Origin of the sequence: Propionibacterium freudenreichii subsp. freudenreichii, from assembly GCF_000940845.1 — a bacterium.
Taxonomy (GTDB): Bacteria; Actinomycetota; Actinomycetes; order Propionibacteriales; family Propionibacteriaceae; genus Propionibacterium; species Propionibacterium freudenreichii.
The window spans coordinates 448,176-468,799 of record NZ_CP010341.1 but is presented as its reverse complement, the minus strand read 5'-3'; the positions used below and the strand labels follow the sequence as shown (position 1 = coordinate 468,799).

Sequence of the window (20,624 nt, the reverse complement as noted above, 5' to 3'; positions counted from 1 at the left end):
TCAGTTGTCCTCGATGTGCACGGTGAAGCTCTCGATCACGGTGTTGGCAAGCAGCTTCTCAGCGGCTTCCTTCACCTGCACGAGGCGTTCCTCGGTGACTCCACCGTCAACCTCGATCTCAAAGCGCTTGCCCTGACGGACATTGAGCCCGTCAAATCCCATCCTCGACAGGGAGCCGGTGATGGCCTTTCCCTGCGGATCGAGAATCTCGGGCTTCGGCATGACGTCCACAACTACACGGGCCATGCGCGCAGCTTATCCTGCCGGCCCAGCAAAGCCTTCCCCGTCTGAACCCGGACGATTATCCCGGTGGCGATCAGGGCGGCGCTCACAGCGCCAACGGCGCACCGGTCAGCCTCTCGAAGGCCTCCAAGTAGCGCTCGCGAGTGGCCGTGACGATGGCGTCAGGCAGCGCCGGCGGACGCTCGCCGCTGCTGCGGTCCCATCCCGAATCGTGGGTGAGCCAGTCGCGCAGGTACTGCTTGTCGAAGCTCTCGAGCCGGCCCGCCTCGTAGGCGTCGGCGTCCCAGAAGCGCGACGAGTCCGGCGTCAGCACCTCATCGCCCAGCACGAGCACGCCATCCGGGCGACGCCCGAACTCGAACTTCGTGTCGGCGAGCACGATGCCACGCTCCCGCGCGATCTGCTCGGCCTTGGCATACAGCCGCAGGGTCAGGTCGCGAATGGCCGCCCCGGTATCGTAGCCCACCGTGCGGCTCATCTGGTCGAAGCTGACGTTCTCGTCATGCTCGCCCATCGGTGCCTTCGTGGCCGGCGTGAAGATCGGCTCGGGCAACCGGGAACCGTCGTGCAGGCCGGCGGGTAACGCAATGCCGGTGACCGAGCCCGTCTCCTGGTATTCGGCCCAGCCCGATCCGGTGAGGTAGCCGCGTGCCACGCACTCCACCGGCACCATGTCGAGCTTTTCGGCGACGATCGCGCGACCGGCCACCTCGTCGGGTACGTCGGTGCTCACCACGTGGTTGTCCACAATGTCGCCCAACTGCTTGAACCACCACAGCGACAACTGGGTGAGCACGACGCCCTTGTCGGGGATCATGGAATCGAGCACATAGTCGAACGCCGAGATGTTGTCGGTGGCCACCATCAGCAGGTGTGCCGGCTCGCGGGGCAGGTCGAACAGCTCGCGCACCTTTCCGGCGTGGATCAGGGGCAGACCGAGGTTCGCATACTGGGCGTGCTTCACGGGGCCCAGATTACGCGGAACCGGTGCTGTCCGTTGCCGCGCGGTTCCACATGGTCACCCCCGTGACTGTCTAGTCTTTCGGGCAGGAGGGGTTCGCGTGCGCCAGGCAGAACTGATCATGCTCGTATTCGGCGTGGTCGTCGCCGTCTTCAGTGCGACGGTCTACACGATCACCCGACGTCGCCACCGTGCCGACCAGGCCCTGCCCGACGTCGATCCGGGACTCATCGCGCCCACGACCCACGATCAACCTCCCGCCGGCGTCGAGCCCGGCCTGGCGGGCGCCCTTTTGAACGGACGCACCGACATGCGCGATGTGTTCGTGGCGCTGGCCGACCTGGCCGCCCGCGGATACCTGCAGATCACCCGATTGACCGCGCAGGGGGCCGGAGCCCCCGATTGGCAGATGCAACGCACCCAGAAGGCCGACGCCGACCTCCCCGAGGCCGACCGGGCCGTGCTGGCAGCCATCTTCACCGCACCCCCGGTGCCCGGCACCGACGAGCGGACGCCACGCCCCAGCGTGCGACTCGGCCTGCTGCTGGCCGACCACTCGGAGCCCCTGTCGCAGGCCCGTCAGGCGCTGCGCGCCGAGGGCACCCGGCTGGGTTGGTTCCATCGCGACCCGCATGACCACCACACCACGTGGGGCTGGGTCGGCGGGGTGCTGACGATCGTGGGCCTGGTGCTGGCCGTGATCAGCGCGATCGACGTGATGGCCACCAGCAAGTGGAGCGCCATGGTCGGGCCGCTGCTGGTGGTGGCCGGCGGCCTCCTGCTGGCCTCCCTGGGCCGGTTGCGTGCGCCACGCTCGGCCCTGGGCAACCACCTGCTGGACGACCTCGATGCCTACCGACGCCACCTGGACGCGCTGCGTCCCGAACAGGTCGACCCTGCCGGGGCATCCGCCCTGTTCAAGGCGACGCTGCCCTGGACGCTCGTCTTCGGCAGCGCAGAGGACTTTGCGACCACCATGTCGACCATGGCGCAACGCTCCGCGGGATGGGGCAAGCCGGTGCGCCTCGACCTGGCCTGGTTCTCCGTGCCGGCAACAGCGCGGCCCGCCGGCACACGAGTGGGCGCCAGCACCTCGCGACACGACGCCCCGACGCCCCCTGCCGACAACCCCCTGGTGTCCTTCGCCCGGGCCGTGCAGGAGTTCGTCGATGCGGGCGGCAAGCAGGACGGCCGCGACGACGGCTGAGTCAGCCGATCAGAGCACGGCACCCGGATGGTACTGGGCCGACTCGGGGTCGTCCGCCACGATCTTCTCGACCTGCGCCACCACCTGGCCCACCTGCACGCGGGCCGCACCGGTGAGCTCCAGCGGGGAACTCACCAGGGCGTGCAGCTCATCGCGGGTGAGGCCCAGGCGCTTGTCCGCCGCGAGGCGCTCGAACAGCGGATTGACCTTCGAGCCCGTCTCACGCAGCTCCAGGGCCACCGCCACCGCATTCTCCTTGATGGCCTCATGGGCGTCCTCACGACCGACGCCCTTGCGCACGGCCGCCATCAGCACCTTGGTGGTGGTGAGGAACGGCAGATAGCGGTCTAGCTCGGCCTGGATCATCGCGGGGAAGGCCCCGAAGTCGGCGAGCACGGTGAGGAAGGTCTCGAAGAGCCCGTCGATGGCGAAGAACGCGTCGGGCAGCGCCACGCGCCGCACCACCGAGCAGGACACATCCCCCTCGTTCCACTGGTCGCCGGCCAGCTCGCCCACCATCGACACATAGCCGCGGATCACCACGCTCATGCCGTTGATGCGCTCGCAGCTGCGGGTGTTCATCTTGTGGGGCATCGCCGAACTGCCCACCTGGCCGGGCTTGAAGCCCTCGGTGACCAGCTCGTTACCGGCCATCAGGCGGATGCTCGTGGCCAGGTTGCTGGGCGCGGCAGCCGTCTGGGCCAGCGCGGTGACCGCGTCGAAGTCGAGGCTGCGCGGGTACACCTGCCCGGTGCTCATGAGCACATGGTTGAAGCCCAACCCGGTGGCGATGCGCTGCTCGAACTCCGCGAGCTTGTCGACGTCGCCGCCCAGCAGGTCGAGCATATCCTGCGAGGTGCCCACCGGACCCTTGATGCCCCGGGCCGGGTAGCGGTCGATCAGGTCGCTGAGCCGGGCGTGGGCCACCAGCAGCTCGTTGGCGCAGGTGGCGAAGCGCTTGCCCAGCGTGGTCACCTGGGCGGCCACGTTGTGGGTGCGTCCGGCAATCGGCTGGCTCTCGTAGCGGGCGGCCAGCTCGCCGAGCCGGGCCAGGGCGGTGACGGCACGCGAGCGCACCAACTGGAGCGAATGCAGCACCTGCAGCTGCTCGATGTTCTCGGTGAGGTCACGGCTGGTCATGCCCTTGTGGATGTGCTCGTAGCCGGCCAGCGCGTTGAACTCCTCGATGCGGGCCTTCACGTCATGGCGCGTCACCCGCTCGCGGGCGGCGATCGAGGCGAGGTCAACCTCGTCGATCACCGACTGGTAGGCATTGATCACCTCGTCGGGGTCGTCGCCGCCGAAGTCGACGCCCAGGTCGCGCTGCGCCTCGAGCACCGCGATCCACAGCTTGCGCTCCTCGACGATCTTGTGTTCGGGCGACCAGATGTGCTTCATCTGGGCCGACGCATAACGGGTGGCCAACACATTGGGAACGGTCATGGGTCCTCCTTGCGGACAGCGGAAAGGGTCAGCTGAGTTGGTCGGCGATGGCGGCCAACCGTTGCGGCGACGCGATGTCGCGTCGGCAGAAGCCATCGGGAAAATCAATGCGGTCAACGGCGGCATAGGCCTTGGCGCGCGCATCGGCCAGGTCGATGCCACGGGCGACCACCACCAGCACGCGTCCGCCGGCCGAGACCAGCTGGCCGTGTGCGTCCAGGGCGGTGCCCGAATGGATCACCTGCACATCGTCATGGGCGGGCGGCAGCTTGATGACGCCGCCGGGGTGCGGGTCGGTGGGATATCCGGTGGATGCCAGCACCACACCCACTGCGGCACCGGGCCCCACCGTCAGCGCCGGTGCATCGGCCAGGGTGCCGGTGGCGGCGGCCAACAACACCCGGGCGAACGGGCCCTCGAGCAGCGGCAGCACCACCTCGGTCTCCGGATCGCCGAAGCGGGCATTGAACTCCACCACGCGCGGCCCGGCGGCCGTGAGGGCCAGCCCCACATAGAGCAGCCCGGCGAAGGGCGTCCCCAGCTCGCGCATGCGCTCCAGGGTGGGACGCACCACCTGCACCATCACCTCGTCGACCACATCGGCCGGCAACCACGGCAGCGGCGCATAGGAGCCCATGCCGCCGGTGTTCGGGCCGGCGTCGCCCTCCCCCACCCGCTTGAAGTCCTGGGCCGGCAGCAGCGGCACGGCGCTCGTGCCGTCGGTGATGACGAACAGGCTCAGCTCGGGTCCGTCGAGGTATTCCTCGATCACCACCTGGTCGCATTCGGCCGCATGGGCCAGGGCGGCAGCGCGGTCGGAGGTGACGATGACACCCTTGCCGGCGGCGAGGCCGTCGTCCTTCACCACATAGGGCGCACCGAACTCGTCGAGGGCGGCGGCGGCCTGTGCGGGGGTGGTGGCCACGCGGGACTGGGCCGTGGGCACCTGCGCGTCGGCCATCACCTTCTTGGCGAACGCCTTGGACCCCTCCAGCTGGGCGGCGGCGCGGCTCGGCCCGAAACAGGCGATACCGGCCGCGCGGACGTCGTCGGCAACACCGGCGACGAGCGGGGCCTCGGGCCCCACGATCACCAGGTCGGCACCGATCGAGGTGGCCAGGGCGGCCACGGCGGGCCCATCCATGATGTCCACCGGGTGGTTGGTGGCGAAGGCGGCCGTGCCGGGATTGCCCGGGGCCACGTGCACCGCGCCCACGCCGGGATCATGGCTGGCAGCCAGGGCCAACGAATGCTCGCGTCCCCCGGCGCCCACCACCAGCACGGTGAGCGAATCAGCTGTGGGCCGAATATGGCCGGAGGGGGACGAATGCGTCGAAGAACCAGTGCTCGGTGCAGTCACGCGGGAAGTCTATCCGGGCACCACAGGCGCGGACGGCAGTGCTTGCGATGCGTCCGAGCCGTGCCCGGCGCCGTTCCGTGCACGGCGCCCGGCACCCGGTGAACCGCCGGCAATGGTGAACGCATGGCACCGCGACAGCCCGTCTCCGGTATGGTCACCTCGGCCCGCACTAGGAGGCGCGAATGATCAACTTCCTCGTCTCATATCCCCTCGTCACCATCATGGGGGTGCTGTCGCTGGGGGCGCTGCTCGGCCAGATCAAGTTCGGCCCCCTGCGCTTCGGCGCCGCCGGCGCCCTGTTCGTCGGCCTGATGGTGGGCATGCTCGATCCCCGGCTGGGCGACGGCATGACCCTGGTGAAGTCACTGGGCGTCGGACTGTTCTGCTACACCGTCGGCCTGGCCGCCGGTTCCACCTTCCTGTCCGACCTCAAGCGCCAGTGGACGCTCATGCTAGCCGGCGTCGTCGGCCTGTTGCTGATGGCCGGCTTCGGCGTGGGCGTCGGCAGGATGGTGAACCTGTCCAGTGGGCACGTGGCCGGCCTGTTCGCCGGCGTGCTCACCTCACCGGCCATCGACGCGGCCCAACACGCCACCAACAACTCCCCCGACACCCTGGTGGGATATGCGGTGTCGTACCCCACCGGCGTGATCGTGGCCATGATCATCGTCGCCATGGTGGCCACCAAGCGCTGGCCCGGCAAACGCGACAACACGTCGATGGCAGAAGCCGGCATCACCGCCGTGAGCACCCTGGTGACCCATGACACCCGCATGAGCGAGATCCCCGGGTGGCCCTCCCGCATCCGCATGAGCTACCTGCGTCGCGCCGGCGAGATGCGCCTGATCACCGCCGCCGACTACCTGCACCACGGCGACATCGTGCTGGTGGTGGGCATGCCCGACGACGTGCAGGGCGCGGTCGAGTTCCTGGGCCATCCCTCCGAGATGCGCCTCACCGAGAACCGCCGCGACGTCGACTACCGCCGCTTCCTGGTGTCGAACCCGCACCTTGCCGGACGCACCATCGGCGACATCAACGTGCGCAGCAACCTCGACGGCATCGTCACCCGCGTGCGCCGCGGCGACCTGGAGATGCTGGCCACCGACGACCTGATCCTGCAGCCCGGCGACCGCGTGCTGGCCGTGGTGCCGCGCGGACGGATGGGCGACGCGCAGGACTTCTTCGGTGACTCGGAGAACCGCATCTCGCAGTTGGACGCCCTGACGCTGGGGCTGGGCATCGCGCTCGGCCTGCTCGCCGGGGCCATCCGGGTGCCGCTGCCCGGTGGCATCAACTTCGAGCTCGGCAGCGCCGCGGGCCCGCTGATCGTCGGCATGGTGCTGGGCGCGCTGCACCGCACCGGCCCGTTCCGCTGGGACCTGCCCCACGCGACCAACTCGGTGTTGCGCCAGATGGGCCTCATGATCTTCCTGGCATGCGTCGGCCTGGCCACCGGTCCGGCCTTCCTGTCGCAGGCGTTCTCGCTGATCGGGTTGAAGATCCTGCTCGTCTCGGCGGTCGCACTGGTACTGGGCGCGCTGGTGGTGCTCCTCGGAGCCAAGTGGCTGGGCCTGTCGGCGCAGCGTGCGGCGGGGGGCTTTGCCGGATTCGTCGGCCAGCCAGCGGTGCTGGGCTATGCCAACCAGCTGGTCAACGACGAGCGCATCGACTCCGCCTACGGGGCATTGTTCGCGCTGGGCACGGTGGTGAAGATCCTGTTGGTGCAGGTCATCCCGCTGCTGTTGTAGCCGGCTGCCGTGGTGACCGCCCCCAGACATGCGGGTTGAGAGGCGCGCGGGTTGCGGGGTGCGCGAGTTACGGAACCGTTCGCTGCATCGGGGCTACCCCGCCGGGTCGCCCCGACGGGGCATCCACCCTTGGAACAACCGGATCCACTGCCCAAGGCTCTGATTCGAACGGCACTGGAACCGGTTGTGATCGATGTCACTGACGTGCGTTGTCACCAAGCGGATGTTTTCCGCCTCGTCAGCTGCATCGAGCTCTGCCGGCCCTGCGACGCTGTGTTGCCAACGACGTAAGGGCCGTCTGTTGTGTTGCTACTGCTTGCTGGAACTGCCGCGCTTGCCGTCAACCTCTTTGTTGCCACCGCACCCTATTGTCGCCGCACCTGGTTGCCACCACATCGGGACGCCGTCCAACTCAATCGGCATCTCTATGGATGAAAGGTAATCTCTTTCCGCGGGACTGCCGACACTTTGCCGGTTTGTCTTGTATTGCGAGATGGCCACCGGGCCGACGGCTCGTCGGGGCCTCAGCCGGTGGTCACCTGGCTGGTGGGCGGTGCCACCTTGGGGCTCACCGAATTCCACTGGCTCATGTCATAGGTCTTGGTCTGGCTCTTCATCGCGCTGGGCAGCATCGTCTCGGCATCGATCACCAGCTGCGTGCCGGTGGCCGACTGCAGCCGGTAAGCGGCCTTGTTGTTGACGGTGATTGATTCAGAGCTGGTGAAGGTGGTGGCGTCCAGGTCGCTGACCAGTTGGTCGCGCACCTTCGACGGGGAGTACTCGGCAAACGCCTCGGGCCGGGTCGAATTGCCCTGCGCCCACTTCTGCGAGAGCGCGGTGGCATCATCATTGGGCAACCCCACGCCGGTCCAGTAGGTCACATTGCCCTTCACATAGCCCTTCTGGTCGACGATCAGCACATTGAGCGACGCCCCGCCGGCATAGCTGTTGGCGAGCTGGTAGTTGGAGTCGTCGAACTGTCCCTCCACCGAGGTGGTCGTCGGCACGGACGCCCCGCTCGACGAGCTCCCACCGCAACCGGCGACGAGCGTCACCGACAGGGCGGCACCCACGACGAGGACCAATGGACGAAGCTTCATTTCTCTCCTGCGATTCCTTGGGGCTGGGAACGGTGGCCGGGCACGGCGACGGACCGGCGTGCTAGCTGACCTTCACGATCTGGTCTTCGGGGGGCGCCGTCTTCAGGGGCACGGCATTCCATTCGCTGAGGTCGGTGGGGAAGCTGCGCGAGGTCACCTTCACACGGCTCGGCAGCATGGTGGCGGCATCGATCACCACTTCGGCGTCACCATTCGCGCGCAGCCTGAACACCTGACGGCCATCGCGGGTGTCCTGCTCCACCTTCTTGAATCCCTGGCCCCTGATGTCGGCCACCTGCTCGGCGATCACCGTGGACGGCTCCAGCTTGTTGAGCGTTGAGCCATCGATCATCGCCTGCTTGCTCACCCACTTGCCCACCAGGGTCCTGCGCAGGTCCTCCGGCGAGCCGGCCGAAGCCCAATAGGCGTCATTGCCCTGCAGGTAGGTCTGGTCGTCCACCACCAGCACGTTCACATGGCTGCCGCCGGCCAGCGAGAGGTCGGAGAGGTAGTTCGCGCCCGTCAGGGAGCCCTCACTGACCACCGAGACCGGGGCCGCGGCGCTCGCGGAGGCACCCGCCGAACCGCTGGCCTGCACTGGGCTGCTGGAACCCTGCACCTGGGCGACCCGCACCGAGGTGGCCTGCTGCATCGCCTTCATCATGGCGTCGATCACCTCGCCGGCGGACTTGCTGGGCGACGCACTCGACGACGCGGAGCTGGCCGACGAGCCGGCACCGCTCACCGCCGGCTTGGCCGAGCACCCGGCCACCAGGCCGAACGCCAGCGCACAGCTGCCGAGGACAACCAAGGGACGGTATTTCATCCTTCTCCTGCGGGTAGGTGGGTCGGGCACGTCGCAGCGGGCCGGCCCGCGTGGACGATCAGCCTGAGTAGACGACGGTCTGGTCGGCGGGCGGGACGACCTGGGTGGCCGCGTTGTTCCACTTCTCGAACTCGAAGGTGTCGGGGTGGTTGCTCAGCTTGATGTGGATCGGGTACATCGTGGCGGGGTCGACGTCCACCTCCGAGCCCTTGTCATTGGTCATCTGGTAGACCTTCTTGCCATTGCGCTTGACGATGTCGACCTTCTGGAAGGTGTCGGCCTGCAGCTCGGTGAACACGGTGGTGAGCACCTTCACCGGGGCGGTGTTCTTCACATTGTCGGCAGTGGTGTTGGGGTCGTCGCTGACCCACTTGTCGGCATACTTCGCCACCGTGGCGCCGTCCACGTCGCCGTTGAGCTGCCAGTACTTGTCGTTCGCCTTGGTGTACACCTTGTCGTCCACGAGCACCATCGACACTGAATAGCCGGTGCTGAAGTTCTGCTCGAAGAGCATGTTCGAGCCGTCCATGGTGCCCTCGACCACGAAGTTCTGGGTGGCGTCGGCGCTCGTCGGGTCCTTCTGGGCACCCGAGTCGGTGATGCGCACTGACTTCGTGGAGGCCTGCGAGTTCACCGCATTGCCCATGTCCTTGGTGAGTTCCTCCACGCTGCGCGTCGGCACCGAGGCCGGGGCGCCCGTGCTGGAACATCCGGCAGCGACGAGGCTGAGCGCCATCACGCCAGCGCACATGAGAACAACGGGACGACACGCATGATGCTCCTGATCGGCAAGGGGTGGCACGCATCGTGGCGATGCGCACGCCATATTTCCACCCCGACTCTATCCGGGCAGCTTGTGACGACGATGTCAGCGGTGCGGCTTGTCGCCACGGCGACGGCGCCGGTCGGCGGGTCGGTGGACGGATGGGTGGGCCACCCCAGCGCACCGGTCCACGTCAGTGGGGCCGGATAGAGTGCTGGGGGCGCACCACAGCACCGGAACACATCACAGCAGTCCCCACATCAGAACAGAAGGCGGTGAGCAGCGGCATGGCCAAGTCGTCCCCATGGGCCCCCTTCCGCATTCGTGCCTATCTGATCCTGTGGCTCGCCCAGTTGGGCGCCAACATCGGCGGCTGGATGCAGACCGTCGGTGCGCAGTGGTTCCTGGTGGAGGTGGGCGCCAGCGCCGTGTTCATCACCCTGGTGCAGACCGCCACCACCGCGCCCTCCCTGCTCTTCGGGCTGCCGGCCGGGGTGATGGCCGATTCCTACGACCGTCGCCATGTGCTGCTCGCCGCGAACCTGATCGCCGCCGGGGCAAGCACCGTGCTGGCGGTGGTGTCATTCCTGCACGTGCTCACCCCGGTGGGGCTGCTGGCATGCACCTTCCTGCTGGGCTGTGGCATGGCGCTCAACGCCCCGACCTGGCAGGCCGTGATCCCCTCGCTGGTGCCCAGGAAGCAGATCCCGGCGGCCACCGCCCTGGGCTCGGTGACCATCAACGCCGCCCGCGCGCTGGGGCCCGCCTTCGCCGGTTTCCTGGTGGCCCTGGCCGGCACCTCGGCCGTCTTCGCGGTCAACGCCGCGGCCTATGTGCTGTCGGTGGTGGCGGTGCTCACCTGGAAGCGTCCGGCCAAGCGGGTGGGACGCCGCGAACCCTTCCGTTCGGCACTGTTCTCGGGCATGCGCTACACGAAGGCCGCGCCCCATGTGAACCGCATCATGTTGCGCACGGCACTGTTCATCGTGCCGGCGTCGGCCATCTGGGCACTGCTGCCGGTGGAGGCCCATGGCCGCCTGCACATGGGTTCGGGTGGCTACGGCGTGCTGCTGGCCTGCCTGGGCGTCGGCGCATTGAGCGGCGTGTTCGTGCTGCCATGGCTGCGGCGTCGCATCAGCAGCAACAAGATCGTGGTGGTCGCCTCCATCGCCTACGGCGCAGGGACGGTCGGGGCCGCCCTGCTGCCCAGCTGGGGCGTCGGCGTCTCGCTGGTCGTCGCGGGCATCGCATGGATGTGCAACTTCACCACCTTCAACTCGCTGCTGCAGCTCACCCTGGCGCCCTGGGTGAGGGCCCGCGGCATGGCGATCTACCTGCTCATCGTGATGGCCGGCCAGGCGCTCGGCTCACCCCTGTGGGGCACCATCGCGACCCTGTGGACGGCCCAAATCTCCTTCCTGGTGGCCGGCGGCCTGCTGTTGGTGTTCGTGCCGATTTCGGTGCGCTTCTGGCCGATCCGGCCGCGCACCGGCGAGCTCGACCGCAGCCACGACCTGATCACCCACAACCTGTCGATGGCCAACAGCGTCGACCCGCGCACCGGACCCATCGAGATCCAGGTGAGCTATCGGGTGCATCCCGACAAGGCGCCGGCCTTCGTCACCGCAATGGACGCGGTGCGGCTGTCGCGGATGCGCACCGGCGCCAACTTCTGGGAGCTGACGCACCGGCTGGAGGACCCCGGCCTGTTCTTCGAACGCTATTCGGTGCCCAGCTGGGGCGAATACCTGCTGCAGGAGACCCAGCGCATGACCGGCCACGACCGCGCCAACCTGCGCGCGGCACTGCGACTCACCTCCGATGAGCCGCGGGTGCGCCGCGAGCTCCCGGCCGACGCCCCGATTGCCGGGGTGCCCCGGATGCCCGACGACGAGGATCACCCGATGGGCGACCTGCGGCCCAGGGATCCGGACATGCCCCCGGCCGAGAATTCGGGCACGCAGAACTCGGGCCGGCAGAACTCAGAGCGGCAGGAACCGGGCACGCAGGAACCGCCTGCGGGCGATCAGACGGCCTGAGCTTCCTCGGGCTGGGCTCCCGCCGGGCTGGGCTTCCGTCGGGCTGGGCGTCATCGTCCCGGGCTTCGTCAGCCTGGGCGTCATTGGCACGGGCGTCATCAGGGTGGGCGTCGTTGGCCCGGACTTCGCCGGGCGTCAGGCTCCCCGGCTTCGCGTTGGCCGCACGCCCCCGGCTGCGGCCTGCGCCGCGCCCGGACTCAGCGCAGGCCCTGGCGCACCGGGCGTCCGCGCCAGTAACCCACCAGCGACAAGATGATGATGAAGGCCAGCGTGCCCAGCGTCAGCGCCTCGAAGGCCCCATAGGACACGCCCGAGGCCTGCGAGAAGTCATAGGGCAGGCCGAACAGCCGCTCGAGGGTGCCCGGGAAGATCGACGCCCACGATCCGAAGGCCACCAGGGCCGTGGTGACCACGCACATGGTGACGAAGAACCAGTTGGGCCCCGCCCTGAACGGACGCACCACATCGGGTTCGTGCAGGCGCAGCCGCATCGCGGCCGGGATGATCAACAAATAGCTGAACAAGTAGGTGGTGATCGCCACGCCCAGCACCACGTCGAACAGTGCCGCCGACGAGCCGGTGAGCTGCATCGCCGCCAGCATGAACACGGTGGACACGGTGCCCGACAGCAGGTTGACGCGGATCGGGGTGCCCAGGCGCGGGCTGAAGCGTCCGAAGAAACCGCCGAAGAAGGAACCATCGGCCGCAGCCATGGCCTGCATGCGGTCGCTCATGATCATCCATGCGGCACCCTGGCCGATATTGGCCAGCGTGAACATCACCACGGCAAGCACCATCATCGGCTTGGCGGCCGGCCCGTACACCGAGAACACGGTGGCCACGGCATTGAGCAGGCCCGACACCCCGTCGATGGAGCTGGGCGGCACCACCAGGATGATCGCGAACACCGGCACCAGGTAGAAGAAGCCGGCCATGGCCGAGGACCGCATCACCGAGACAGCCACGTCATGCGGGGCGTTCTTCATCTCACCCGACGCGCTCGATGACCCCTCGAAACCCAGGAAGGCGAAGATCAGCAGCGGCACCAGCGTGATGAATCCGGCGCGGGTGGGTGAGAACGAGCCGAGCGTGATCTGCTGGATGCCGTTCGTGGCGCCGTAGATGATGGCGGTGATCACGAAGAAACTGATGAAGGTGAGCTTGAGGATCGCACCCACGGTGGGGATCCACTTGGCCTTCGCCAGCGAGAGGATCGCCGCCAGCACCGTGATCCAGATGAAGCACAGCTTGAACGCATAGTCGGCCGGCGAACCCTCCGCGAAGTGCACCAGGTGGTTGCGGGCCGCCTCGGCGTTGAGGAAGGCCATCGAACCGCCCACCCACACGGGCTGGGTGATCCAGGTGAAGGCTGATGCCACGGCGGCCACCGGGCGTCCGAACGCGCGACGCACCCACAGGTAGACGCCGCCCTCGCCGGTGAAGGCCGAGCCGGTCTCGGCGAAGATCAGCGCATAGGGGATCACGAAGATCACGATGAGCACGACCAGCCAGGTGAAGGTCTGCGGACCCTCGGCGCTGACCGAGCCGAGCATCTCCAGGCCGACCACGGCCGACACGATGAGGAAGACGATGTCGAAGCGGCTCAGCGTGCGCTGCAGACGAGTGGTCTGCCGATCGGCCATCCGGGTATTGACTTCCTGATCCGACCTGGCCACGTGTTCCTTCCCCGGCCGGTGCCGTACCGACCACGGGGAATCGTAGTGGGCCTCAGGCATGTGTGTCGTACGCGTCCCATGGTGGTGGCGTCGGGGGCTGGCGGACGCGCTGATGTGACCGCTAACAGGACACCTGTGCGGCGTCATTGCCGCACAACCGCCCACCCAGTGGGGGCGCTGTGTGCACCGGGTACACCACGTACACCCAAGCAGGCCGCGGCCCTCACCTAGGCTGGTGCACCATGGCAGTAGTCGTATGCGGCGAGGCGTTGATCGACCTCATCCCGGACAATTCGCGCGCCGGCACCACGCAGTCGTCGTACTGGCAGGCGCACTCGGCCGGCGGACCCCTGAACACGGCGGTGGCACTGTCCCGCCTCGGAATGCCCACCCGCTTCCTGGGACGCTTCGGCATCGACGGCTTCGGCGCCCAGCTGCGCAGCCACCTGCGGGCCAATGGCGTGGACGATTCGCTGGGCGTGCAGACGCTCGCCGGGTCAACGTCGTTGTCGGTGGTCTCGGTGGACTCCTCGGGCGCTGCCCGCTATGTGTTCCACCTGCGCGGCACGGCCAACTTCGGGTGGAAGCCCGAGGAGTTCCCGCAGCTGGATGCCGACGACTGGCTGCACACCGGATCCCTGGTCGCCACCGTGGAACCCGGCCGCTCGGCGCTATTGGATTTCGTGCGCACCACGCCCGCCCACCTGTCGTACGACCTGAACGTGCGCCCCACCGTCGAACCCGATCCGGACGCCTATCTGGCGCTCATCGATCCCTTCGTGCAGGTGGTGAGCCAACGCGGGGGCGTCGTGCGGGCCTCCGACGAGGACCTGCTGTGGCTGGCCGGCGGCCACGGCGAGATCGACGACCTGGCCCGCGCCGCGGTGGAGCGCTACGGCATGGACCTGCTCGTGGTCACCCTCGGCGCACACGGTGCCCTGGCCACCGGCGTGGGCCGCGAGACGGTGCGCGTGCCGGGGTTCCCGGCCGCCGTGGTCGACACCGTGGGCGCCGGTGACACCTTCACCGCCGGCTTCCTGCAGGGCTGGCTGCGCGACGCCGACCTCACCGCCGCCCTACTGCGTGGATGCGCCGCGGCCAGCATCGTCTGCACGCGGGTGGGGGCCGATCCGCCGACCGCCGCCGAGGTCGATGAGCTGCTGGCCGCTGGTCCCACCCGCACCGACCCGCCGCCCGACACCGCCTGACCGCTGGTCATCGCCGAACGTCTGCGGGCGCTGGTCCATGTGCTGGTCCGACCCCGGAGCGGCCCCCCGGCAGACCCCGATGGCCGATCGGGCGTCCACACAGGAAACTCATCGTGAACACCTTGGATGCGCGCTGCTGGTCGGCCTACTCTCATGATTGTGGGAATGCGATTTGTCAGCACCGCGGCAGGCGCCGCTGCCGTCATCCTCGGCGGCTGGATCGCCGTCATGCGCTTCATCCCCGAAATCGGGGGCGTCAAGCGCGACGACCTCAACAAATGGCTGGCCATCGACACCGCCGAAGTGGCGACGCTGGCGGGCCTGTCGGTGACGGCCGCCTGGCGGCCCAGCTATTCGCATGTGTGGGCGCTGGCCGGCACCGCCCTGGTGGTCGGCGACGCGGCACTGGACGTCAGCATTGCCAAGCCCGGCCCCGATCGTGATCGTGCCATCGGCATGGCCGCACTCATCGAGGTGCCCTCGGCGTTGGCCCTGGGTTCCTGGACCCTGCGCCGGGTGATCAAGCGCCGCCGCGCGGCGCGCGCCGCCTAGTCGGCCTTCGGACCGCTCGGACCGCGATCTTCGCTGCTGCTCGCCTCTGGATTGCCGCCAGCGGCGGCGCCCTTTTCGGCCGCCTTGTCCCCCACGGCCTTGTCCCCCGCCTTGCCTGGGCCTGACTCGTTCCCGGCCTCGCCGTCCGCGGCCTTTGCCGCTTCGCCCTGCAGCTCGTCCTTGCTCCCCACAGGCGTTCCATCGCCCTTGGTGACGGCCTCGGCGGCGGCGACACCCGGCAGGTCCTTGCCCACGGCCCGCGTCGCATCCTTGCTGCTGACCCTGTCGTCGCTGTCGTCGTCCTGACCGTCCCGTGCACCGGCTTCACGGCGCGCGTACTGCTCGGTGGCCTCCAATTCGGTCCACTTGCGGCTCTGGCGGCGCCGACGTCCGAAGCTCGGCAGGGTGAGGAACGCCTCGGCCCGCAGGCAGGCCACGGCCACCTCGATGAGCGAGCCCGGCTCGTAGCAGATGTAGCGGGGCTGCCAGCGCGGCTGGTACTTCACATTCGAGCGATACAGGCTGTCGAGCTGCAGGAAGCGCGACAGGAACATCAGCACGTTGTAGGCCACCTTCGTCACCGGATCTGCGCCCAACTCCTCCCCGCGCTGGAAGATATCGCGCAGCACGGCAAAATTCAGCGAAATATGTGCGAGGTGGTTGTCGCGGCCCCAGTCGACCAGGCCGGTGACCATCGACTCGACCACGCCATTGGGCGCCTGCGGGCTGCGTCGCATCAGGTCGAGCGACAGGCCGTCCTTGCCCCAGGGCACCATGTAGAGCAGGCCGACGATCTGGCCGTCCACCCGCGCCCGCACCAGCACGCATTCGCCGTCGGCCGGGTCGCCGAAGCGTCCCAACGCCATCGAGAAGCCACGCTCCACGGGGCCGTCGCGCCACTCATCGGCGCGGGTGCGCACCTCGGCCACCTCGAGGGCGGACAGGTCCTTGGCGCGCAGGCAATCGACCACCACGCCGTCCCGCTTGGCATGGTTGACGGTATTGCGCACCGGCTTCATCACGCGTCCGGCCAGGCTGAAGTCGGCCACGTCGATGATGGCCTCATCGCCCAGGTGCAGCACCTCCATGCCACGGTCGGCGAACAGGCGGCCGGCCTCCTCACCGCAGGCCAGCACGGCGGGCAACCAGCCGTAGCGGTTGGCCTCGGCGATCCAGGCGTCGACGACTTCCCCCCACTGCCCGGGCTCACCGAGGGGATCGCCCCCGGCCAGGCTCACACCGCCCACCACGCGGTAGCTGATCGCGGCCCGGCGCGACGCCCCCACCATCACGCCACGGTCGCGGCGCGTCGCGAAATAGTCCAGGGAGCCGATGCGGGGGTTCATCGGCAGGATCGACCGCAGCTCGTTCTCCTCGTCGGGATGCAGCGAGTGGGGCCCGTTGGGGCTGCGCAACAGCGCCACCAGGATCGTGATGATCACGAAGACGCCGATCATGAGCATCGCGAAGAACCAGCGGTCGTCCCAGTGCGGACGGATGAACACCACCGGCCCGGAGATGCCGACCATGCCGACGACTGTCTCGACGATGCGGTCGACCAGCGTGGTGTCATGGGCCTGGGTGCGTGCCGTGGCGGTCAGCAGCACGGTGCCCAGGGTGATGCCGGCCAGGGGCGCCAGGATCACGGTGGTCCAGATGCTGCGTCGCGACCGCGGGTCGGGGATGCCGGTGAAGTGGCGGTGCCCGGCCACCAGGAGCGCGAGCACCACCAGCCCGGCGATGGACTGCTCGAAGTCGAAGCCCTTCACCACGTGCAGCAGCACCGTCATCACGACCATCGCGACGGCCAGCCACCAGGCGACGCGCTTGCGGTGCTTCAGGCCGGTGCTCAGCGCAATGAGCACCAGGCCGACGATTGCCGTGGCCACCGACGCCAGGCCCACCACGGTGGGAGAGAAGACGTCGAGCACCATGCGCATGCGCCGCGAACCATGGGGTGCGGCGATCACCCCCACCACATTGATGATGCCGCCGACGCCGATGAGCAGGGCCAGCACACGGGGGCTGGTGAGCCAATTACCGAGACGCCGAAGGAAGGACACTTTGTTCATTGTGCCCCACCTGCCACGGCGGGCAGACGCTGGGAGGCGGCACCCCGGCGGGTCGTCGAGGGCCTATTCGGCGCTGCGCACCAGGTGCAGGCGCCGCAGGATCGGCCGCAGGAAGGCCCGGAATTCGTCGATGGCAAGCAGCTTCACGCCGATCAGGAAACCGATGATGAACACCACCGCACCCAGCGCCATCGCGCCGAACTGTGAGATCAACGAATCGGCCTGCGAGGCGACGACCACGCGTCCCACCAGGTAGGCGGGCGTGGCGCCCAGCAACGAGGCCACTGCCAGCCGCAGGTAGAGCCAGATCATCCGCGCCAGGCCGATGCCCTCCATCTCGCGGCGGGCATAGAGCACGAAGACGATCGCGAGCACCGAGTTGCCGGCGATCATGCCCAGGCAGATGATCTCGACGCCGTGGGCCGGGTCGAGGCGTTGTGCGGCGAACCCGAAGCCCACCTGCACGGCCGTGACCAGGCACTGCATCCACAGGTTCGTGAAGCCGCGCTCCAGCGCGAAGCAGAACTGCTGCTGGAAAGTGACGATCGTGAACGGCAGCAGGGCCGCCGCCATCAACATGAGCAGCGGGGCGGTGACCGACGCCTGCGCCGGTGAGATGCCCCAGTAGATGCCGCGCACGATGGGCCGGGCCAGCGCCATGAGCAGGAAGGCGACCGGGATGATGCCGACCGCCGGCAGGGTGAGCCCCCGGTAGACCAGGTCGCGGGCGTCGCCCAGCCCCGCGCTCGCCCGACGTTGCCAGGCCCTGGCCAGTTGCGGGAACAGGGCGGTGAGGATCGAGAAGCCGATCAGCGAATAGGGCATCTGGAACAGCGTCATCGCGTTCTGATAGGCCGCATAGCCGGCCACCGTCGTGCCCTGCGGGGCGCGGTACATCATGCCCGAGGCCACATTGGCGATGTAGATGCCGCCGGCCTGGGCGATGCACAGGGCGATGAAGGTGAGCGCCGCGAAGCGTCCCACCTGACCGAAGCCGTAGCCGCGCAGTCCGAAGCGGGGCGTGTAGCGGAAGCCGATCTTCTTCAGCACCGGCAGCAGCACGAGCGTCTGGGCGATGATGCCCAGGGTGGCGCTGCCCGCCAGCGTCCACACCATCTGCGAGCTCCACACCGACGGGTCCGCCTGCTGGCCCCACAGGCTCAGGAAGACGATCTCGCCGCCGATGGCCACCACGTTGTTGACCACCGGGGCCCAGCCGAAGGCGCCGAACGATCCGCGGGCGTTGAGCAGATTGCCCAGCACCGCGAACAGCGCATAGAACAGCACCTGCGGCATGCAGATATAGGCGAAGGCGATGCCCAGGTGCAGGCCGGCGCCCTCAAGTTGGTAGAGGACCCGCATCAACACCCCGGCGCCCGCGGTGCACAACACCGCCACCACGAGGATCAGGGTGAGGGTGGCCGTCAGCAGGCGGTCCACGAAGTCCTTGCCCCCATCGGGGCGCTTCATCGCCTTGGTGATCTGCGGCAGCAGCACCGCGTTGAGGATGCCGCCGGACAGCAGCACCAGGATGTAGTTGGGCAGCGTATTGGCCAGCCGGAAGGCGTCGGCGGCGAGCGCCTGGCCCACCACCTTGGCCAGCAGCATGGCGTTCACCATGCCCAGCACGCGGCTGACCAGCGTGCCCGATGCCATGAGCAGCGAATTGCGGCCGAGGTTCTTGCGGTCGGCGGCGTCGATCTCGTCGTCCACGGCGGCCATATTGGTCATGGTCATTTCCGTGGACGTCTCGTCGCTGTTGCTGGTTCCGCGCCCCACCGGCTGGGTGGGTTCGTCGGGCTGGCCGGATGCCGGGGCATCGGCACGGGGACGACGGATCGGTGCCCCGACAGCCGGGATGCGTCCGGTGTCCTCGGCCGAGTGCACCGCCCGCTCGGGGCGGCGGCTCAGCCGATCGATGGCGCCGCCGTGGCTGGACGAACCGTGGCCGGGCGAGTAGTCCGCCGCGGAGGTCTCCTGCGGGAGTTCGGGGCCCTGTTCGGGCACGGGGCCAGCATCGCCGGGCCCGCCCCAGCGCCGTGAGCGCGCGGGCTTGTCCGGTGAGCCTTCCCCGGCCCGACGAGGCCTATAGGTCAACGCCCCGTTCCTGCGTAGACGACGGCCTCACCATTGGTGTCGAGCCCGAAGGTGGTGTGCGCGGCCTGCACGGCCGTGGCCAGCTTGGGCGCCTCGACGATCACGGAGATGCGGATCTCGGAGGTGGAGATCATGTCAATGTTGATGTCATTGGCGGCCAGGGCGTCGAAGAACGCGGCCGTCACACCCGGATGGGTGCGCATGCCGATGCCGATCACGCTGACCTTGCCGATCTGGTCGTCGTAGAGCAGCTCCTCGAAGCCGATCTCGTCCTTCACGGCGTTCAGCGCCTGCACGGCGCGCTGCCCGTCGGACATCGGCAGCGTGAACGAGATGTCGGTGCGTCCGGTGCTGACGGCCGACACATTCTGCACGATCATGTCGATGTTGATCTCGGCGGCAGCCATCACGTCGAAGGTGCGCGCGGCGCGACCCACCTCGTCGGGCACGCCGACGACGGTGATCTTCGCCTCGCTGGCGTCCGACGCGATGCCGGTGATCATGGCCTCTTCCATCTGATTCCCCTTCGCGATGTCGGCATGTCCCTTGACCCAGGTGCCGGGGTTGTCACTGAACGAACTGCGCACATGCACCGCGATGCCCTCGCGGCGCGCGTATTCGACGGCCCGCAGGTGCAGCACCTTGGTGCCGGCCGCGGCCATCTCCATCATCTCTTCGTAGGTGATTTCGGGGATGCGCTTGGCGGTGGGCACGATGCGCGGGTCCGCGGTGAAGACGCCGTCGACGTCGGTGTAGATCTCGCAGTACTTGGCGCCCAGCACGGCCGCCAGGGCGATGGCCGTGGTGTCGGAGGCGCCGCGACCCAGCGTGGTGACGTCCTTGGTGTCCTGGCTGACGCCCTGGAAGCCGGCGACGATCGTCACATTGCCCTGGGCGAGCGATTTCTCGATGCGTCCGGGGGTGATGGTCACGATGCGGGCGTCGCCGTGGCGCTCGGTGGTGATCACGCCCGCCTGGCTGCCGGTGTAGCTGCGAGCCTTGACGCCGAGGTCGTTCAACGCCATCGCCAACAGCGCGGCCGACTGGCGCTCGCCGGTGGTGAGCAGCATGTCGAGCTCACGGGTCTGGGGCTGGGGGCTCACCTGGTAGGCGAGGTCCATCAGCTCATCGGTGGTGTCACCCATTGCGGAGATGACAACGGTCACGGCATCGCCGCGCTGCTTGGCACGGGCGATCTTGCGCGCGACGCGCTTGATCGACTCCGCATCCGCAACCGACGATCCGCCATACTTCTGGACGATCCTGGACATGGGGTCCTTCCGAACGATCAACGGCGTCAGTCTACCGGGATGGCGACCCGTCGAG

General features: G+C 68.4%; 16 protein-coding genes. 5 read left to right on the top strand and 11 right to left on the bottom strand.

Annotated features, from left to right (window positions below; translation table 11 throughout):
• Entirely contained in the window at positions 1-246 is a 246-nt protein-coding gene (gene purS, locus RM25_RS13480; protein WP_013160331.1) for a phosphoribosylformylglycinamidine synthase subunit PurS, read from the bottom strand.
• Positions 247-328: 82 nt separating this feature from the next.
• Entirely contained in the window at positions 329-1,207 is an 879-nt protein-coding gene (locus tag RM25_RS01840; protein ID WP_013160330.1) for a phosphoribosylaminoimidazolesuccinocarboxamide synthase, read from the bottom strand.
• A 97-nt stretch (positions 1,208-1,304) separates the two neighbouring features.
• Here RM25_RS01840 and RM25_RS01835 point away from each other — a divergent pair, with 97 nt between their 5' ends.
• Positions 1,305-2,411, top strand: coding sequence for a DUF2207 family protein (locus RM25_RS01835; RefSeq protein WP_013160329.1), 1,107 nt, complete (start codon positions 1,305-1,307; stop codon positions 2,409-2,411).
• A gap of 9 nt (positions 2,412-2,420) precedes the next feature.
• Here the strand turns inward: RM25_RS01835 and purB are convergent, their stop codons facing one another.
• Complete coding sequence (gene purB, locus RM25_RS01830) at positions 2,421-3,854, bottom strand: adenylosuccinate lyase (protein ID WP_013160328.1); 1,434 nt, start codon at positions 3,852-3,854, stop codon at positions 2,421-2,423.
• 28 nt (positions 3,855-3,882) lie between these two features.
• Positions 3,883-5,163 (bottom strand): phosphoribosylamine--glycine ligase, encoded by a 1,281-nt coding sequence (purD, locus tag RM25_RS01825; RefSeq protein ID WP_036942298.1) that lies wholly within the window; start codon positions 5,161-5,163, stop codon positions 3,883-3,885.
• Positions 5,164-5,396: 233 nt separating this feature from the next.
• Here purD and RM25_RS01820 point away from each other — a divergent pair, with 233 nt between their 5' ends.
• Positions 5,397-6,965 (top strand): aspartate:alanine exchanger family transporter, encoded by a 1,569-nt coding sequence (locus RM25_RS01820; protein ID WP_013160326.1) that lies wholly within the window; start codon positions 5,397-5,399, stop codon positions 6,963-6,965.
• Positions 6,966-7,489: 524 nt separating this feature from the next.
• Here RM25_RS01820 and RM25_RS01815 read toward each other — a convergent pair.
• From RM25_RS01815 to RM25_RS01805, 3 genes are all read right to left on the bottom strand, one after another.
• Positions 7,490-8,065 (bottom strand): hypothetical protein, encoded by a 576-nt coding sequence (locus tag RM25_RS01815; RefSeq protein ID WP_044635960.1) that lies wholly within the window; start codon positions 8,063-8,065, stop codon positions 7,490-7,492.
• A 61-nt stretch (positions 8,066-8,126) separates the two neighbouring features.
• On the bottom strand, positions 8,127-8,891 hold the full coding sequence (locus tag RM25_RS01810) for a hypothetical protein (protein ID WP_055344129.1): 765 nt from the start codon (positions 8,889-8,891) through the stop codon (positions 8,127-8,129).
• A gap of 58 nt (positions 8,892-8,949) precedes the next feature.
• Complete coding sequence (locus tag RM25_RS01805; protein WP_144406026.1) at positions 8,950-9,627, bottom strand: hypothetical protein; 678 nt, start codon at positions 9,625-9,627, stop codon at positions 8,950-8,952.
• 77 nt (positions 9,628-9,704) lie between these two features.
• Between RM25_RS01805 and RM25_RS01800 the strand changes: the two genes are divergently transcribed.
• Positions 9,705-11,693, top strand: a complete 1,989-nt coding sequence (locus RM25_RS01800; RefSeq protein WP_155405165.1) for an MFS transporter — start codon at positions 9,705-9,707, stop codon at positions 11,691-11,693.
• Positions 11,694-11,890: 197 nt separating this feature from the next.
• On the opposite strand, the gene RM25_RS01795 is transcribed toward RM25_RS01800, so the two are convergent.
• Positions 11,891-13,336, bottom strand: coding sequence for an APC family permease (locus tag RM25_RS01795; RefSeq protein ID WP_044635959.1), 1,446 nt, complete (start codon positions 13,334-13,336; stop codon positions 11,891-11,893).
• 275 nt (positions 13,337-13,611) lie between these two features.
• Here RM25_RS01795 and RM25_RS01790 point away from each other — a divergent pair, with 275 nt between their 5' ends.
• Both RM25_RS01790 and RM25_RS01785 read left to right on the top strand, forming a co-directional pair.
• Positions 13,612-14,577: a carbohydrate kinase family protein gene (locus tag RM25_RS01790; RefSeq protein WP_036942273.1), complete on the top strand. Its 966-nt coding sequence runs from the start codon at positions 13,612-13,614 to the stop codon at positions 14,575-14,577.
• A 165-nt stretch (positions 14,578-14,742) separates the two neighbouring features.
• Positions 14,743-15,129: a hypothetical protein gene (locus RM25_RS01785; protein ID WP_048733409.1), complete on the top strand. Its 387-nt coding sequence runs from the start codon at positions 14,743-14,745 to the stop codon at positions 15,127-15,129.
• On the opposite strand, the gene RM25_RS01780 is transcribed toward RM25_RS01785, so the two are convergent.
• The 3 genes from RM25_RS01780 to RM25_RS01770 all read right to left on the bottom strand — a co-directional run bounded on the left by RM25_RS01780 (position 15,126) and on the right by RM25_RS01770 (position 20,569).
• Positions 15,126-17,201: a phosphatidylglycerol lysyltransferase domain-containing protein gene (locus RM25_RS01780; RefSeq protein ID WP_080774446.1), complete on the bottom strand. Its 2,076-nt coding sequence runs from the start codon at positions 17,199-17,201 to the stop codon at positions 15,126-15,128. The two genes, RM25_RS01785 and RM25_RS01780, sit on opposite strands and share 4 nt — an antisense overlap.
• A gap of 63 nt (positions 17,202-17,264) precedes the next feature.
• Positions 17,265-19,208, bottom strand: a complete 1,944-nt coding sequence (gene murJ / locus RM25_RS01775; protein WP_044635957.1) for a murein biosynthesis integral membrane protein MurJ — start codon at positions 19,206-19,208, stop codon at positions 17,265-17,267.
• An 86-nt stretch (positions 19,209-19,294) separates the two neighbouring features.
• Positions 19,295-20,569: an aspartate kinase gene (locus RM25_RS01770; protein ID WP_013160315.1), complete on the bottom strand. Its 1,275-nt coding sequence runs from the start codon at positions 20,567-20,569 to the stop codon at positions 19,295-19,297.
• Positions 20,570-20,624: the final 55 nt, after the last annotated feature.